This window comes from Mycobacterium kiyosense (assembly GCA_021654635.1).
GTDB lineage: Bacteria > Actinomycetota > Actinomycetes > Mycobacteriales > Mycobacteriaceae > Mycobacterium > Mycobacterium kiyosense.
Window position 1 is genome coordinate 4,846,413 of record AP025179.1, and the last position, 16,815, is coordinate 4,863,227.

General features: G+C 63.2%; 12 protein-coding genes and 3 pseudogenes. 3 read left to right on the forward strand and 12 right to left on the reverse strand.

Going from position 1 to position 16,815, the window contains the following annotated elements:
• Positions 1-12 precede the first annotated feature (12 nt).
• The 4 genes from L6444_RS22790 to L6444_RS22805 all read right to left on the reverse strand — a co-directional run bounded on the left by L6444_RS22790 (position 13) and on the right by L6444_RS22805 (position 3,906).
• A complete protein-coding gene (locus L6444_RS22790; RefSeq protein WP_236977435.1) occupies positions 13-1,968 on the reverse strand; it encodes a flavin-containing monooxygenase in 1,956 nt (651 codons plus the stop codon).
• A 296-nt stretch (positions 1,969-2,264) separates the two neighbouring features.
• Positions 2,265-2,939, reverse strand: a complete 675-nt coding sequence (locus L6444_RS22795; protein WP_236977436.1) for a TetR/AcrR family transcriptional regulator — start codon at positions 2,937-2,939, stop codon at positions 2,265-2,267.
• A 64-nt stretch (positions 2,940-3,003) separates the two neighbouring features.
• Positions 3,004-3,279, reverse strand: coding sequence for a cytochrome C oxidase subunit IV family protein (locus L6444_RS22800; RefSeq protein WP_236977437.1), 276 nt, complete (start codon positions 3,277-3,279; stop codon positions 3,004-3,006).
• Positions 3,280-3,282: 3 nt separating this feature from the next.
• Positions 3,283-3,906: a cytochrome c oxidase subunit 3 gene (locus L6444_RS22805; RefSeq protein WP_236977438.1), complete on the reverse strand. Its 624-nt coding sequence runs from the start codon at positions 3,904-3,906 to the stop codon at positions 3,283-3,285.
• 234 nt (positions 3,907-4,140) lie between these two features.
• Between L6444_RS22805 and L6444_RS22810 the strand changes: the two genes are divergently transcribed.
• Positions 4,141-4,917, forward strand: coding sequence for an enoyl-CoA hydratase (locus L6444_RS22810; protein ID WP_236984345.1), 777 nt, complete (start codon positions 4,141-4,143; stop codon positions 4,915-4,917).
• A 554-nt stretch (positions 4,918-5,471) separates the two neighbouring features.
• Positions 5,472-6,378 (forward strand): annotated as a pseudogene (locus tag L6444_RS22815) (alpha/beta hydrolase-fold protein).
• Between the two features lie 46 nt (positions 6,379-6,424).
• Here L6444_RS22815 and L6444_RS22820 read toward each other — a convergent pair.
• Positions 6,425-6,868, reverse strand: a complete 444-nt coding sequence (locus L6444_RS22820; RefSeq protein ID WP_236977439.1) for a lipoprotein LpqH — start codon at positions 6,866-6,868, stop codon at positions 6,425-6,427.
• A 180-nt stretch (positions 6,869-7,048) separates the two neighbouring features.
• On the opposite strand from L6444_RS22820, the gene L6444_RS22825 reads away from it, so the two are divergent.
• Positions 7,049-7,645 (forward strand): CAP domain-containing protein, encoded by a 597-nt coding sequence (locus L6444_RS22825; protein WP_264889385.1) that lies wholly within the window; start codon positions 7,049-7,051, stop codon positions 7,643-7,645.
• Between the two features lie 582 nt (positions 7,646-8,227).
• On the opposite strand, the gene L6444_RS22830 is transcribed toward L6444_RS22825, so the two are convergent.
• From L6444_RS22830 to L6444_RS22860, 7 genes and pseudogenes are all read right to left on the reverse strand, one after another.
• Entirely contained in the window at positions 8,228-9,427 is a 1,200-nt protein-coding gene (locus L6444_RS22830) for a hypothetical protein (RefSeq protein WP_236977440.1), read from the reverse strand.
• 101 nt (positions 9,428-9,528) lie between these two features.
• On the reverse strand, positions 9,529-10,179 hold the full coding sequence (locus L6444_RS22835) for an Mce protein (RefSeq protein ID WP_236977441.1): 651 nt from the start codon (positions 10,177-10,179) through the stop codon (positions 9,529-9,531).
• A gap of 131 nt (positions 10,180-10,310) precedes the next feature.
• A pseudogene (locus L6444_RS22840) lies at positions 10,311-11,819 on the reverse strand (MCE family protein).
• A gap of 1 nt (position 11,820) precedes the next feature.
• Positions 11,821-12,969, reverse strand: coding sequence for an MCE family protein (locus L6444_RS22845; protein WP_236977442.1), 1,149 nt, complete (start codon positions 12,967-12,969; stop codon positions 11,821-11,823).
• Positions 12,969-14,210, reverse strand: coding sequence for an Mce/MlaD family protein (locus tag L6444_RS22850; RefSeq protein WP_459561250.1), 1,242 nt, complete (start codon positions 14,208-14,210; stop codon positions 12,969-12,971). Before L6444_RS22850 ends, L6444_RS22845 begins: the two co-directional genes overlap by 1 nt.
• Entirely contained in the window at positions 14,167-15,786 is a 1,620-nt protein-coding gene (locus L6444_RS31250) for an MCE family protein (protein ID WP_459561251.1), read from the reverse strand. Before L6444_RS31250 ends, L6444_RS22850 begins: the two co-directional genes overlap by 44 nt.
• Positions 15,783-16,813: pseudogene (locus L6444_RS22860) on the reverse strand (MCE family protein). The gene L6444_RS31250 and the pseudogene L6444_RS22860 overlap by 4 nt, the downstream one beginning before the upstream one ends.
• Between the last annotated feature and the right edge of the window lie 2 nt (positions 16,814-16,815).

The window sequence follows — 16,815 nt, forward strand, 5'->3', positions numbered from 1 at the left end:
CCGCTAAGCCGGCTAAGCCAGCAGTTCGGCAGCCTCCGAGGAGACTGTCACCTCGTGGTGGTCACTCGGGTCGAACTCGCGGAGCCGCTGCCAATAGTCGACGTACTTCCACGGACTGCTCACCACGATGCGTCCAGCGTCGTTGCGGTAGTAGGTCGTCATCCCCTTGTGCGACCAAATGCAGTGTGCCAAGGCCTCATCGAGCTCGTCGTTGTAGCGCTGGAACACGCCCTGATCCACTTCGACCGACGCGATCTCGTTGACCAGCAGATGACGGATCGCCTGCATGGTGTAGCGCACCTGAAATTCGGTGGCGTGAATCGCACTGCCGCCGTGACCGGCATTGGTATTGGGGCCGTTGAGGATAAAGAAGTTCGGGAAGTCCGGCACGGTCACCCCGAGGTATGCCCGCGCATCGTTGGCGCCCCACTGCTCGCGCAGCGTGGTCCCGGATTTGCCGATGATGTCCATCGGCCACAGGAATTGCAGAACTTTGAATCCGGTGGCCAACACGATCACGTCGGCGGGCACTTCGACCCCCGAGCGCGTCACCACATTCTGCCCCCTGACCTGTGCCACCGCGTCCGTGAGCAGTGTTACGTCGTCACGGCACATGGTGCGGTACCAGTGGTTGTCGATCAAGGGACGCTTCCCGTAAGGCGGGTAGTCCGGCAGACACGCATCGAGCAGATCAGTTCGATCACCAAGCTGCTCCTTGATGTACTTGGTGAGGAATACCCGGTGGCGATCGTTGGCCGCGTTGACGGACCGTTCCGGGTGCGGCCATTCCGGATCGATCTGCAACGCCGAATGCAGTCGGTCGCTGAAGTTCCAGAACGACCGCAGCCGATACCACTGGATGTAGAAGGGGATTTCGGTCATCAGGAAGCGCACCGTCTCTTTGACCGCGCGATGATAATTCGGATGCGGCAACGCCCATTGCTTGGACCGCTGGAATACAGTCACGTGACTGGCAATGTCGACGATGGACGGCACCACCTGCATCGCGCTCGCGCCGTTACCGATCACGGCGACGCGCTTCCCACTGAGGTCGACCGATCTGTCCCAGGCCGCGGTGTGCATGGCCGGTCCCGGGAATTCGTCCAGTCCGGGGATCGGTGGAATCGACGGCCGGTTGACCATGCCCACAGCGCTGATCAAGACGTTGGCCGTTAGCGACTCCACGGCTCCGTCGGAGGATTTGATGTCGATCTGCCAAACGGCGTCCGTGGTCAGATACCGCGCCTGCACCACCTCGGTGCCGAACCGGATGTGCTTCTTGACATCGAATTCCGACGACACGCGCTGGATGTAGTCCTCGACCTCGTCCCGCTTGGCGAAGTAACTGGTGATGTTCGGATTCGGGGCGAACGAAAAAGCGTAGAGGTGACCGGGTGTGTCCACGCCGCAGCCTGGATACACGTTCTCCAGCCAGGTGCCGCCCAGATCCTGGTCTTTTTCCAGCACAACGAAGTTGACGCCGGCAGCTTCCAGTTTCGCCGCCATGCAGACACCCGACAGGCCTGCCCCGATGATGGCCACCCGGAAGTCGCTGCGGATCGACTCAGCGGGTATCTCGACATCGCGGGAGATGAAACCCATTTCCTCAGAGAGTAATTCGCCGTAATCGACGGACACCTCTTCAACCATCGCGCAGCTGAGCATGCGTGTCACCTCATCCGGGGAGGGGGTGACCGGCGCCAGCCGTCCTTCGTAGTAGGCGACCACTGCGTCCAAGGCCGCGGCGCGCACCTCGGCTTGGAGTTCGGGAGACAGTCCTCCGGAGTCGTTGTCGTCCAGAGGTTTTCCGCGCGCGGGCCGGAACGGTGGGCTGGTCCACTTTCGATCCCCGGTGAGATGCTGCAACACCAGCAGCAGGGTAGGCAGATTGGCGTCTTCGAGCGCCGCCTGCATCCTCTCAAACCAGTTGGGAATCCGCGCCCACGGCGCCGATACGGCAGTGGTCATTGATGTTCTCCGCCTTCAGGGGCACGACGCATCGGTCAACGCCTGACGGCGAAACCTTTCGTCGCTGCCATCAACCAGTCTTTTTGAACTGACGCGTCTCAATATACGCAGAGCTCTCGATCAACGCAACATCTCCGGCCGAACCTGGTTGCGGGAATTCATTGGCGCCCTACTACAACATTTCCGCTGCTCACGCGGCTCGAACAGGTCGATCAGCCGACTGGCCCGGCCGTGTCGATCCAGCCCGGCTCCGCGAGAACGATCGTGCACAGGGCGGGCACCGGGCCGCGCGCCGACTAACGGTTCCCGGTGCGGCGACGCCGCGGTGCGGTGGACTTGCGCTCAACGCTCTCCGGGGCGACATATCCCAATCGCAACAGGCCGATCGCGTGCTCCGCGATCTCCTTCGAGGTGATCTTTTCCTTGGGCCGATACCACCGCGAAACCCAGAGAATCATGCCCAGGATCAATCGTGTGGTGATGACAACGTCACCTTTGTCGATATTGCCGGCTTCCATATTGTCGGCGACCACCGAAACCCACAGCTTTTCGAATTGCCGGCTCCACTTGTGCCAGCGCTGCACCACGTCGTTGGGCAGGTCGCCGCCGTCGAAGAATACGGGCATATAGCTCCGCATTTGGACCGCCGCTTCGGACTGCAGCCGAACCATTTCCCTGAGTCGCTCCGCGGGATCGGCAATCTCGCGGATGGCGCCTTCGACCTGCTCGGTGATCTCGCGGGTGCTGCGTTCGAAGAGTATGCCGAGTAGATCCTGCTTGGTCGGAACGGTGCGGTACAGCGTCGCACGGGACACCGACAGCTTCTCGGCGGTGTCCACGATGGAAACCGCCTCGTAGCCGCCCTCGTGGAATAGCTCAGCCACCGCGTCGGCGACCGCATCACGGTCGATGGTCAGACGTGGCCGTCCCCGTGGGCGACCACTGCCCTCACCGTTCACATTTTTCGGCACCGCGCTCCTTTACTGTTCGACACAGTTTAGAGGTTGTATGTCGCACAATGCGCGGCATGGCCCATCAGGCGAGGACGAACATCGCTGTCAGCAGTGCCAGCAGGCCGACGCAATAACCCTCGAAAATTCCGCGCAGCACGCGCGGGGCCATTTTCAGCTCCATGAAGTACAAGCCGACCAGGCGGACCTTGAAGATCGCGACGGCGAAGATCGCCAGGCTGGCCGGGAGGTGATGCCCCTCTCCGAATCCGTGGTCAGTACCCAACGACCACGACAAAACGGTCAGCGCACACAGTAGAAACCAGACCAGCGAGGCGTTGGTACGTACCAGCGATTTCACGTTTCACCTCACCAGGAAGATCAATGGATAAATGACGATCCAGAGCAGATCGACCATGTGCCAGAAGCACGCGCCGCCCTCGAAGAAGGCCAAATGCGTTTTGGTCGGTTCCGGTTTGCGGGCCAGGGTCGACAGAACGGTCAGCACGATCAGCCCGATGATCACGTGCGCCAGATGTAGTCCGGTCAGCACGAAGTAGTACATGAAGAATTCGTTGGTGCTCGGCGTGATTCCGGCCGAGACTTTTTCGTGGTATTCGTACGCCTTGATGGCCACGAAGCACGAGCCCACCAGTGCGCCGCCCAGGGTCAAGGGCCGGGCGAGGTGGCGCAGTTCGGGACGCTGCAGGGCATGCGTCGCGAATACCACGAGAATTGAGCTGGTGAGCAGCACCAGGGTGTTGGTCGCGCCCAGCGCCCGGTTGAGGGCCCCCTGGGACTCGGCGAACAATGCCGGCCGGACACCCCGCTGGTGCAGGTACACCGTGAACAAGACGGTGAACACCATCATGTCGCCGAACAGCAGCACCCAGATGCCGGGCTCGCCCGGCACATGCCGTTTGGAGGCCCGTGACCGGCCCTGGTCGGCATCGCCGGAGGAGCGCGCCACCCCGATCACTTCGGTCATGTAGTAGATCCTTTGCCGTCGTTGCCAAAAAGGTCATCTTTGAGATAATGCGTCTCAATAGTAGGCAGCGGCCGGCCGGTTCGTCAACGAGACCTGAAGCCGTGAACGATCGCTCACATCAGATTGATATCCTCGCATCCGATCTCGTAACGTGACGGGTGAGCCACCGCGTGGCCGTTGCGCACCGCCGGATGGCGCCTGATTGAGCAGTGCGCCCACACCATCCCGCCGCTGATGCGGCCGAGAAAGGAACTGACCGACGTGGATCGCGTACTGCTCGAGGTCGACAGCGGTGTCGCCCTGATTACCGTCAACGACCCCGACCGGCGCAACGCGGTGACCGACGAGATTTCGGCGGGATTGCGCCGCGCGGTCGGCGACGCCCAGAACGATCAGCGCGTGCACGCTGTGATAGTCACCGGCGCGGGAAAGGCATTCTGCGCCGGCGCAGACCTCAGCGCACTCGGTTCCGCTGCCGAGGCCGGGTTGCGAAACCTCTACGACGGATTCATCGCGGTGGCCGAGTGCCGGCTGCCGACGGTGGCTGCCGTCAACGGGCCCGCCGTCGGCGCCGGACTGAACCTGGCACTGGCCTGCGATATCCGGATCGCGGGACGCAGAGCGCTGTTCGACGCCCGCTTCCAAAAGCTCGGCATCCATCCCGGCGGAGGCATGACGTGGATGCTGCAACGCGCAGTCGGCCCCCAGGTCGCACGGGCCGCGCTGCTGTTCGGGATGCGGTTCGACGCCGACGCCTCCGTCAGACACGGTCTGGCACTTGAGGTTGCCGACGATCCGGTGGCGGCGGCGCGAGAACTGGCTGCCGGTCCGGCATCGGCGCCACGAGACGTGGTGACCGCAACGAAGGCCACGATGCGTGCGACCTACGCCCCGGGCTCCGTCGACACCGATCTGCACACTCTCGCCGTCGAGGCCGAGCTGGGCCCACAGGCCGCCTCGGTCCAGTCGCCGGCTTTCGCGGAGCGCCTCGCCGCCGCGCGCAGCAGGTAGCTCAATCTCGCCCCGAACGATCGTTCGCACGCCGGTCAGCGCCCCCCAGACGGGCTGAGACTCCTGCCCGGCAACCTGACGAAGGGAGCGCGCTATGCGCCGGTCAGACCGAGAATTTGAACGTCCATTCGGTTGCCGGCCAGTACACATCCCAGCGGCGGTCCGGTGGATCGCGGTCTGACTCGAAGCCGCCCCTGGCGATCAATCGGTGCGGTTACCGCTGGCAGCTACCACAAGTTGAGGGCCGCGACTCGATTCCGCTAGTTGGACCCATAGTAAGGCGGCGGGTAGACCCCCCTGGCAAGCCACGCGATCGCCGCCAAGCCGTATTCCAGCTCGTCGGTCGCGTCGTAATCCGGGTACTGGTCCATGCGATCACCTCTGGTCCTCTTTGCCGACAACCCAACCGATACCAGTCTAGGCTGCCGACGGCGAAGAGCGAAAGATCGTTCGCGCATCCGATCTTGCCGCCCAGAGGCGAATAGTGGTTCACTGTGAGGAAATTGACAATTACATTGCGACATTTGATGCAGTGGTAGACGAACGAGGTTGATGTGAAAGGTTTGTCGATGCGGCTGCGTGTCGTCTGTGCTGCAATTCTCGCTGTTGTGTTGTGCGACATCACGGCAACGGCGGGTGGTATCGCCACCGTCAAGGCCGCGCCCGCCTTCGAGTCCCTCATGGTGCCGTCGGCGGCGATGGGCCGCGACATCCCGGTGGCGTTTCTCGGCGGAGGTCCGCACGCGGTCTATCTGTTGGACGCGTTCAACGCCGCCCCTGGCGTGAGCAACTGGGTAACGGCGGGTAACGCGATGAATACGCTTGCCGGTAAAGGGATCTCCGTGGTTGCGCCCGCCGATGGGGCCTACAGCATGTACACCGACTGGGAGCAGGATGGCGGCAAACAGTGGGATACCTTCCTTTCCAGCGAACTCCCGGACTGGTTGGCCGCCAACAAAGGATTGGCGCCAGGCGGACACGGTGTGGTCGGCGCAGCCCAGGGCGGTTACGCAGCGGCGGCACTCGCCACGTTTCACCCTGACCGATTTCGTTATGCCGGATCCCTGTCCGGAGTGCTCGCTCCCGAACGGACCGGCGTAGACGGCGCCGTGCGCGCCGTGCTCGGCGACGGCGGTGCCGATTCGGCGAACATGTGGGGCGCTCCCCAGTACGGCCGCTGGAAATGGCACTCCCCCTAATGCGCACGTCGTGCGGTTGGTCGACCAGAACACCCGGCTGTGGGTCTTCAGCCCGGCAGCCGGCAGCCCCAGCGATGGTGGCGCCGTGGGGGCCTTCCCAGACATCTGGCAGAGCACCTGCCGCGATTTCTACGCCGGCTACCGCGCCGCGGGCGGCCACAATGGTCACTTCGACCTGGGTGCCGGCGGCGGCAACGACTGGGGTACCTGGAGCCAGCAGCTCGGCGCGCTGTCGGGCGACCTGGCCGCAAATATCCGGTAACCGCTGCAGGCGCCGCTAACGGCCTAACCGCGGCTGCGCCATCAGATCAGCACGACAACTTCATGGTGAACGGCACCGTAGTGGGTTCGGGAGATTTCGGGCCGTAACCCCGTGCCTCACCGGTGATCTGGTAGGTGTTCTCGGTCATCTCGACGGTGGCATGCAGGTCCGCCAAGCCTCGGTTGTAGTCGCCGGAGAACCCGTTCAGGTTGCGAATTCGGACGAACTCGACGGTGAGCTTGCCCGCGTTGGACACCATCAGCGTTGCCCCCGAGTCATTGTCACCAAGGGAGACCGTGGTGAGGTGTTGCTCCGGTGGCGCACACTCCACGGTCCGGATCAACGGGAGTTCGCTTCCGTCGATGGTGAGCCGTGCCGTGCCGGGATCCAACGTTCCGGGTGTCCGCTTGGCGGCCACTGCCGACGAGCAGGCCGCGCTGCTCCCGACCAATACTGCGGCCGCAGCGACGAGGGCAAAGCGATTCTTCACGGCGATCCTCCTGTCCGCGAATCGTTCTTGCAGTGTATCGAGCCGCAGGTGGGTGCGCGCAAGTATTTTAGGACGATAAGTTTCAGAAATTATCGGTTGCATCGTGCCATGGTTCGGCAAAGGCCACAGCTCGGTGGGACGAAGCGTTACAGCGCATGGTGCCGCCGGTCGAGTGGACCGATGGCGGAACATGATTCGAGAGGGCACCGAAAGGTTCCAACTCATGGATTTGCTGCACCAACTGTGAAAAAATCAGCAATTATGAAAGCGCGCGAAACAAACCACCGGCAGCCTGCGGCGCTTCCGACCCTGGCCTTCATCAGTGCCGGAATCGTGACGCTGTGCGCCGTCTCCGCCACGCCGATAGCAAACGCCGACAACAATCGGCTCAATAACGGTGTGGCGGCAAGCGTTTACGCCATCAAGCGTCAGGCCGGCTGCAAAACCGACTTGAAGAACAACGCCGCCCTCGAAGCCGCCGCCCAGCGGCACGCCGACGATGTTCTGAACAACGTGGACCTCGACGGTGACATCGGGTCCGACGGGTCGACGGTGCAGGCCCGCGCCCAGGCTGCGGGCTACAACGGCACGGTGGCCGAGACGGTGGCCACCCTGCCGTCGGCGTCGATCAACGCCATTGACATCCTCGGGAATTGGTATTACCGCCCCGACTACTACGCGATCATGTCCAACTGCGCCAATACCCAGATCGGTGTCAGAACGTCGAACAGCGTGCCTCGCAGCGTGACGGTGGCGGTGTACGGTCAACCGGCCTGAGCCCCGCGACGCGATGCGGCACAAGCGTATTACCTGCTCGATCCAGAATTTCACAGTCGTTAAAAAATGGTCACTGCGATAGGCTGAGCTGATGATTCGACCGTTCGGGGCTGCGTCGGCGTTCTTTGCGATTTGTCCGGTGGCGCTCTGTATCGCGGGCTCCGCGGCTGCCTCGCCGCAAGACGAGAACGGCCGCTGCACCTTCGTGCTCGACGGCCCGAAAGTAGTAGATGTTTCGGGTGTGAACTACGTGACGGCGAGCGTGACCGTGGGAACATGCACGCTGCATGTCCACACCGAGGCCACCGTGTGCCTCTCCGTCGACGGAGGCGATTCGGCTGGTCAGTGCGGATGGGGATCCGAGCCGCTACCGGCGGTGGTTTACTACCCGTACCGACCAGGCGCGACGTACGTCGTCAAGGGCCACGGATGCACGGACGTCTTGCAGGGCAGCAACAGCCCGGCGTCGCCCACGACCGTGTGCCAAGATATTGCACCGACCCGGGTCACGTTGTAAGAACCCGCATTACGGTCCCCCGGACCACGAACCGAAAACCGTGGTCGGTCAAGCCTCCTGGACTCCTAGACCGGGTCGAACCCCGAAAGCAGCCAGCGCCCGTCGATCTTGTCCAACGTCACCCGCACGCACGTCGTGGAGTCGGCGGGCGGATTCTTGTCGACGACGGCCGTCTGATTGACATAGAGCAGGACCACGGCGTGGTTGGGAGTCGCCGAAACCGAGGCCGCGGCGGGAACGGAGGCTGTGGTGGAGATGTGGCCCTGTTTCGCGCCAGGAATCACCACGTCGTTGATCAGCCGCGTGTAGGACTCCTTGAACCCACCGGTCATCCGATTCTTGGCAGACTCAAGATCCTTTTCCACGGACTCGGACTTATACGACAGCAGGGCGATCGTGGATTCCTTTGCGGCCGCGACGGATTCGATACGCGCGAGCTGAGTCTGGCGCGTCGTGGAATCCTGCCACTTCAAAAAGCCGGCGCCGGCAGCCAGTAGCAGCGCGATAGCGGGAAGTAGTCCGTACACCACCACCCGGGACCAGCTGATCCGGCGCCTGGCCTTGGCCGGCTTCGAGGCTTTGCCCTCGTCCTCGTCGGCATCGGTCTCGGCGTCGGTCTCGGCATCGTCGGTGTCGTCGGCCTCGGACGTCGCGGCGTCGGCCTCCTCGGTGACCAGCGTCTCCTCGGTGACCTGGGTATCAGTCGAGTCCGCGGTTTTCACAAGCTCTTTCGCGTCGCCGTCGACCGACTCCTCGTCCGACCGCGCGGATTCGGTATCCGGCACTTCCTTCGTCACGCGAACGCGCGGTTGCAGACGGTGGCTCCTGCGCCGGGTTCTGCCGGTCTCCGGACTCGCGACGAGCCGATCACCCTCGCTCGAGGTGTTTGGTTCGGATGCCGTGGCGTCGCCGCACTCGTCGGATTCCGCGGCTTTGATCTCCTGGGTATCCGCCGAGCGCGCCGTCTCGATGGGTTCTTTCGAGTCGCCGCCGTCCGATTTCTCGTCCCGCGGGCCGGATTCGACGTCGGCGTCCCGCACCAGGCTGGTCACCCGGCCGACGCGCGGTTGCAGACTGTGGCTGCGGTGCCGGCCCGTAGTGGTGCCAGTACGCGTGAGTCGGCGCGGCTCCCTGGCCGGCCCCAGGCGTTTCTGCTTGCCACCCGGGTCGCCGGAGGTGGCCGTGCCGAGCTTCCCGGAGTCAGGTGCGGCGACCGTTCGAGTAGTGGTCTCGCCTGTGATCGACTCGGTGCTCTGCGCCTTCACCCTGTCTTGCTTGCTATCACTGCCTGGTCTAACCCCCACGGTGGCTGAGTCCCCTTCTGATCGATCGGATTTCGCGCCGGCATCGCCGGAGTGCGGCGTGGTCATGCAACGAAGGCGACGTTGGAGACCTTGGTATCGCCACCAGACTTCTCCACTGTGATGCGCATCCGCCACTGCCGGGGCGCCTGCTCTTCTGCGCCGAGGTTGGTGGTCTTGATGGACACGGCGACCAGCACCTGCGCCTTATCGCCGGACTCGGATTCCACACCCGCTTCGGTGATCGTTCCCACCGACTTGGACTGTGCCTTCTTGAGCACATCGATGAAAGGTTGCTTGCGCTTGGAGAATTGGTCGTAGAACTGACCGGTTGCCGAATCGAGAACCCGCTGAACGTCGCCCTCGGCGTGCTGCCAATCGATGGTCGTCAGGTTGAGGGCGCACTGCCGTCCGATCTGAAGGAACATCTGGCGCTGCGTTTCGGCCTGGTGCGACTCGTACGAGCGAAAACCCAGCCAGCCGACGGTGGCTGCCAGGGCGACGATGATGACCGTCCCGACCATCGCTGCCTGTCGCAGATGCGACCGCCTCACCGGAGCCGCGTCCTCGGAGACGTCGTCTTCGTCTTCGCTTTCGGCGTCTTCGTTTTCGGCGTCTTCGTTGACCGCGGTTTCGTTGTCTGCGGACTCTTTGACTGCGGCGTCGTAGTCCTCGGCTACGGCGTCGCCGTCTTCGACCGCGGTGTCGTAGTCCACGATCTCGTCGGCAACGTCATCCGTTTGCTCAAGCTCCGCCGTCGGCGACTCGGTTTCCTTCGCAGTTGGGGAAGCGCCGTCGTCAGTTCGTTTCCGCTTCAGCGAAAATCGGGCTCTCCGCGAGGTTTTCGTTAGTTTCCGGTCGGGGGTGTCAGCATCTGCTGCCATGTCCGCTCCTTGCGCCCACCAGCCAACGTGGGCTGACTGTACCTTTGCCCGTCCGGCCCAACATACTCTCCGGTTGCCGGGTCATATTCTGCTGCCGCGATCGGCGACGGCGGCAGCGCCGCTGGTGAAGCCTGTTCCGGCGAAGCCGGCGGGCCCCCAGGGAATCCCGGTGGAATCGCTTCCCCCGGGTCAAACTGCGGCACGCCCTGTCCGGTGAGCGTCGCGTTCGGGTCGCCCTTCCAGTTGAAGCCATCGTTCAGCGGAATATAGGGCTCATTGCTTTCGCACTGTTTGACGGTCGCGGCCCGTTTGCCCGGCCGCGTCTCACACGGATAGTTGCGCGCACCACGCACCGCGTTGAAAGTCGAATCTTGCGGTATGCGGCAGTAAACCAGGCCCGGCGGACGTGGCGGGGTGTCCTCGAAAACAGCCGAGCGCTGTTGCTGGGTCGGAAAGAACCCGGTAGTACACGGCGGCGGCCAGTTGAGGTTCAGGTTGAAGCTCAGGCCTAGGCCCCGGTAGGGCCCCTTGAGGTCCTTGTCGGCCAGCTGTATCGCCTGAGAGTCGGCCACGATCTGCGGGAGCTCGGTCAACAGCGCTTCGACGTTATCGCGGTAGGTCAACGTGGCGTCGGCAACCGGGACGAGGTTGTTCACCGCATTCGGCAGCGACGGATCCAGCCTGCCAATGACATCACGCAGCGACGCGAACAGTGGACCCACGCCACGAACGGTGCCGCTGAATGCGCCGTCGTTCTGTTCCACTGCCTGCAGTTGCCGGGTGACGCTCGCCAGATGAGCAGCCCAACCCTGAATCGCGTCCGCGGACTCGCCCTGGCTGTCCAACAGCGGCTTCGACTGGTCTATCAAGGTCAGAATGGCGTCAAGATTCTGCCGCGCATCGGTCGCGAGTTTGGCGCCCCCCGCCGAACAGCCGGGACAATTCCGGCCCGAGACCCCCTACCGCCGTGTAGGACTCGTCGACCACCGTTCGGAGGTTATCCCGGGGGATGGCATTCAGGCCACGATTCACCGCGCCCAACAGCGAATTGATGTTCGGTGGGACGCGGGTGCGCTCCGGGGGGGGATGATGTCGCCGTTCTTGAGCAGCGGCCCGTTGCCGTTGCGCGGAACCAGATCGACGTACTGCTCACCGATGGCCGAGGCGCTGTGCACATAGGCCGTGAGATCGGCGGGGATGTGGAACTCCGACCGCAGCGAAAGCACCGCCTCCACACCGGAATTGGTGAGTTGCACCTTGGATACTTTGCCGACTTCCACACCTCGGTAGGTGACGTTGCCGGCGCGGTACAACTCCCCTGCCCGCTCCAAGTGCACCTTTACCGTGTACCGCCCGATGCCGAGATACACAGCCGGCAACTGCGCGTAGTACAACCCGACCAGACCCGCGAAAACCGTTGCGATCAGCGCGAAGATCGCCAGTGTAATGAACGTTCGCCGATGTAGGCGCATATTACGGCCCTTGCTCGAATTGATAGGGCGCAACCAACGGGTTACGTGCGGTGTACGGGCTGGGCATCACTCCGAGCGTGCGGCCCCACTGCATCTCGAGTTCGGTCAGGTTGCCCTCCCACCGGGTGCCGGTGAAGAACGACGAGTCAAGTCGGCTGAGCGTCAGGTCGAAAACACCGGTCAAGTTGCCGTAATCGCCACGAATCCATTTGGCCAGCGGCGGTTTCGAGAACAGGGGGACGGTGATGTAGTCCAGCCCGCGGGTCAGCGCCAACCCGGCGTTGGCCAATGATTGCTCCACCGGACCCACGTCGCCGAGCTCTCTGATGAGGTTTTCCTTGACCTCGGCGACGGTGTCAGCGGCGTCACCAGCGGCTGGCCCGAACCGGGAAAGGGCGCCGGTGAGCTTCTCTTTCTCCTTGTTCAGGATCTCGATGGCGGCCGGGATGGTCTTGAGCGCCTTGTCCAAAACCGGTCTCTGGTCGGCGAATTGACCGACCAGGTTGTTGAAGCTCTCCAGCGCGGCGATGATATCCGCGGTTTGGTCGTTGAGGTAGAAGGTGAACTTGTCCAGCTGCCCGATCAGACTACGCACGTCATTTTCCCGGCCCGCAAATATCTTGCTGACCGACGAGGTGATGTCTTGGAGCTGACCCACACCGCCGCCGTTGAGCACCAGCGACAAAGCGCCCAGCGACTGCTCGGTGGACGGGTAGGCACCCGCCGACGACAGCGGTATCACCGAGCCGTCATGCAGCTTGCCCTTGGCCGGCACACCCGCCGGAGTCGCCAACTGGATGTGCAACGTCCCCAGCAGACTCGTCTGGCCAATGGTGGCGGTCGCGTTGCCAGGTAGCTCCACGTTGGGATCGATTGTCATGGTGACCAGCGCATGCCAGCCCTGGCGCTCGACTCTGGCGACGTTGCCGATCAGCACGTCGTTGAACTGGACGCGGGAATTCTCCTTGAGGTTCTGCACATCGGGCATCTGCGCCTGGATGGTGTAATGCCCTGCGCCAACACCGGCCCGACCCGGCAGCGGCAGCGAGTTCGCACCCCGGAAGTCCCGCAGCGCACCGCATCCCGAAACGGCCACCGCCAGCGCGAGGACGAGCAGCACGCCCACGGGGCGCGCGTAACTTTGCCGCATCAATGTCCACCCCCGAGGCCGTCGACGTTGTCCAAGCTGCCCGGCAGCATCATCGAGCGCAATCCCGTCGCCGGATCGACCGGCAGCGGAGTTGGCGGTTTGGCCGGCACGTATGGAGCGTTGGTGTTGATCATCCCGTTGCCGAAGTAGTTGAAAATCTCGTTGGCCGGCGGCAGCGGCCCGTTGGGCGGCGGCGGCACCGTGCGGAAGGCCTCGGTGGGCGGCGGGCCGGGCGGCGGGATGTAGTCCGGCCGCAGCCAGTCCTCGCTGTAGGTGACTTCGTTGGGACGCGCCGATTGGCCGACGAACGGGTTGAATCCGAGCGGGAAGAAGTTGATCTGACGGTTCTTGATGATCGGCGCCAGATACTGCACGCACAGCTTGGCTGACTGTTCCGCGCCCAACCGCGACGCCGCCTGCACTGCCGAACATATGAACTGAACCGTGTTCGAGAAGTTTTGCAGCGCAAGCGCTCCGGTGAAGGCGCCCTGCGAGGGCTGATAGATGTTCAGCACGTTCTGGAACACGTGGGGTCCCACATGCAGAGCCTGCTTGACGTCGTCGAGGCTCTGGTCTATGGCCGTCGTCAACGTGACGAGTTGATCCGCGGTGACACCCAGCGTCTCGCGATTGTCATCGAGAAATTTCTTGCTCTTGTCCAGGATTTCGTTCAGAGAGGTGGCCCAGTTCCCCACCTCGTTGGGATCGTTACTCAACAAACCCGTTACCGCGGAAAGGTTTTGATTCAGCTGGCGTAGCAGGCCGCCGCTGTCATGCAGCGCCGAAACCAGAGCCGCGAGGTTCTTGAACGTCCCATACAAGTCGCCACTATGGTCGGCCAGCGCCGAAACCGCTTGGGACAGTTTGACAATCGCTACTCGGATGTCTGCTCCCTGGCCGCGGAGGTTGGCGGCCGCGGTGTTGACGAACGCCCCCAAGGTGCTGATTCCGCCGGGCTGGGTTGGTTGCAGAACATCGGTGAGCTTCTCCAGCTGTGCGCGAAGGTCGTCCCACTCGACCGGTACTGCGGTTCGGCTCAGCGGCATGACCGTGCCGTTGGCCAGCGCCGGCCCCCCGGTGTAGACGGGGGTGAGTTGCAGGGCACGGACCGTGACCAACGAGGGGGACAGAATCACCGCTCTGGCGTTGGCAGGCACCTTGTATTTGTTGTCGTACCAGAACGAGATCTTGACGCGATCAGGTTGCGGTTCGATTTTTTTCGATCCGGCCGACGGCCACACCGAGAATCATCACATCGTCGCCGACGTAGATACCGTTGGCATTGTCGAAGTAGCCGACGATGTTCGTGCGGCCACTGGACGGTCGTATCAGCGTCACCACCCCGCCGACCAGTGCCAGCAGCAACACCGCGGCCAGAATTATCCGTGATTTGCCGGAGTTCACTGTTGTCCCCCCCTGCGCAGGTGCCGGACCCGGCCGCGGACCCGCAGATTCCGTTGGAGCGACCACCGTCGGTGGTCCCGGCGGTATCTGCCCGGGCGCCTGCATCTGGACCGGCCCCGAGGACGCATTGCCAGGCCCGGGACCGAGGGCAGGCGGACCCGGTGGCGGACCGCCCGGCGGCGGCGCCGGCGGCTCCGGCCGCAGCGGGTAGCAGCCGACACCGTTGATCGGGCCGCACGGGTGATCGCCGGGATTGCCGGTGATGGCGTCGGGAATGCTCAGCCGCGGATCGCCACCCTGGCCGGTCCGCGGGTAGGGCATCGGCAGCGGTGGCGTGGCCGGCTGACCGGTCTGCGGATCGGAGAGCTGGGACGGCAGCAGGGTCGCCGGATCCATTCCGAGGTCGGAGAAGGCGGCATCGATGAACGGCTGAACGTACTGTCCGGGAAGCAAATTCACGATGTAGGCCTTGAAGAACGGACCCGAGGCCACCGCTTCACCCAGCGCGAGCGCGAAGCTGTCCAGCCCTTTGATCGCTTCCTGAATCCGCTCTTTGCGGTTGTTGAGCAGCTCGATAACCCCGTTGAGCTTCTCGAGCGCCGGCCGCAACGTTGCGTGGTTGTCGTCGACGATCGGCCCAAGCGCCTGGGCTATCGCGGCGTTGTCGACCAAAATCTTGTCCACATAACGACTTTCGGCCTTCAGCTTGACCAACAGGGTGTTGGTGTCGCCGACCAGGTTGACGATCTCGTCGCTACGCTTGGCCAAAACCTCGGTTACCTTGGCGGCGTTGCCCAGCAGGCTGCGCAGCTCCTTGTCTCGCGCATTCAGCGATTCGGCGAACCGCGCCACACCCTGCGCAGCGGCCTTCACCTGAGGCGGAGTACCGCTGAACTCGTTGGCCAACACCGAGAGCGCGTCGGAGAGCTTGTTGGTGTCCAAGTTGGCCACCGTTGTCGAAAGATCACCCAGTACATCGGGCAACTGATACGCCGGAGTGGTCCGCTCCAGCGGAATCGGAGCCCTGAGCCGACCTTCACCGCGCGGGGTCAGCTCGATGAGCTTGCTGCCCAGCAGTGTCTTCAACTTGATCGCAGCCTCGGTGCGGTCACCGAGTCGCACCGAGTTTGGAACGCGGAATTTGATCAGTACCTTGGGTCCGTCCAAGTCGACCGAAGACACCCGTCCGACGCGAGCGCCCGATACCTCGACGACACTGTTCGTCTCCACGCCGCCCGCTTCGGCGAAGTACGCGGAGTACTCCGTCTCGTCTTTGAGGAACGTCAACTTGTCGTAGTTGAGCGCGGCGAACGAAATGACCAACAGTACGACGATGCCGACCAACGCAACGCGATACGGGTTGCGTTCGGAGAACTGCTTCCCTTCGTAAAGGCGTTTGAGCGGGTTTTTCATTTCGGGGTGCACCTCCCCGAGCGCTGGCTGGCCAGCGTTATATAGGTCGGCTGCCCGTTCTTGCCGTTCACCTTGAGGATCAGGTCGCAAAGATAAAAGGTGAAGAAGTCCCCGTAGAGCCCCTCCCTGCCGATGATCCGGTAGTCGTCGGGCAGGGTGTTGATCAAATTGTCGACGAAGTCCTTGTCGGCCATGATGGTTCCGGCGACGCGGTCGGTCTGATCGACGACCTTCTTCAGTGGCACGCGCGCCCGCTTGAGCACCTCGGCGCCCACCGCGAACAGCCGGTCTATGCCCTTGAATGCGCTGGCGACCTCGTCCCCGTGGGTCCGCAACGTCACCATCAGTGCCGACAGCGAGTCGATCGTCTTGGCCAGCTGACCGCTCTGGTCGCCGACCGAAGCCAATGTGGTGTTGAGGTTGGTGATGAGCTGTCCGATCAACTGATCCCGGTCAGCCAGGGTGTTGGTCACCGCGGCGGCCTGGCCCAGCACCGACTCGACCGTCGGGCCCTGACCCTGCAGCGCCTGGATCAGCTGCCCGCTGAGCGCGCGTTGATCTGATCGGGGTTCAACGACCGAAAGACCGGACGCAAGCCGCCGATCAGTGCGTCCAGATCGAGCGCCGGCTCGGTCTGGCTGATCGGAATGGTCGAACCTGGACCCAGCTTCTTGACCGAGCCCGCGCCTTCTTGTAATGCGATGTATCTACCACCGAAGAGGTCGTCGTAGCGCACGAGGGCCCGGCTGCCTTCGGTGAGCACCACCGAATCGTCGGCGGTGAATTCCACTCGCACAGTGGAATCGGGCTGGACGACAACTTTCTTGACCTTGCCCACCTCGACGCCCGCGATGCGGACGAAATTGTTCTCCCGCAGCCCCGATACGTTTGCGAATATCGCGTTGTAATTGGTGGTCTTCTGGAAGCGGGCCTGGCCAAACACGGCGAACAGCAGCGCAATACCCGACATACACACGATCGCGTAGATGGCAAAGCGCAACAAAGTGCTGCGGAAGTTCTCGCGCAATG

Bases quoted from the DNA above. Each gene is read 5' to 3' on its own strand.
- L6444_RS22790 (WP_236977435.1), bottom strand. From the start codon at position 1,968: ATGACCACTGCCGTATCGGCGCCGTGGGCGCGGATTCCCAACTGGTTT.
- L6444_RS22805 (WP_236977438.1), bottom strand. From the start codon at position 3,906: ATGACCGAAGTGATCGGGGTGGCGCGCTCCTCCGGCGATGCCGACCAG.
- L6444_RS22810 (WP_236984345.1), top strand. From the start codon at position 4,141: ATGCGGCCGAGAAAGGAACTGACCGACGTGGATCGCGTACTGCTCGAG.
- L6444_RS22825 (WP_264889385.1), top strand. From the start codon at position 7,049: ATGGCGGAACATGATTCGAGAGGGCACCGAAAGGTTCCAACTCATGGA.
- L6444_RS22845 (WP_236977442.1), bottom strand. From the start codon at position 12,969: ATGCGGCAAAGTTACGCGCGCCCCGTGGGCGTGCTGCTCGTCCTCGCG.
- L6444_RS31250 (WP_459561251.1), bottom strand. From the start codon at position 15,786: ATGAAAAACCCGCTCAAACGCCTTTACGAAGGGAAGCAGTTCTCCGAA.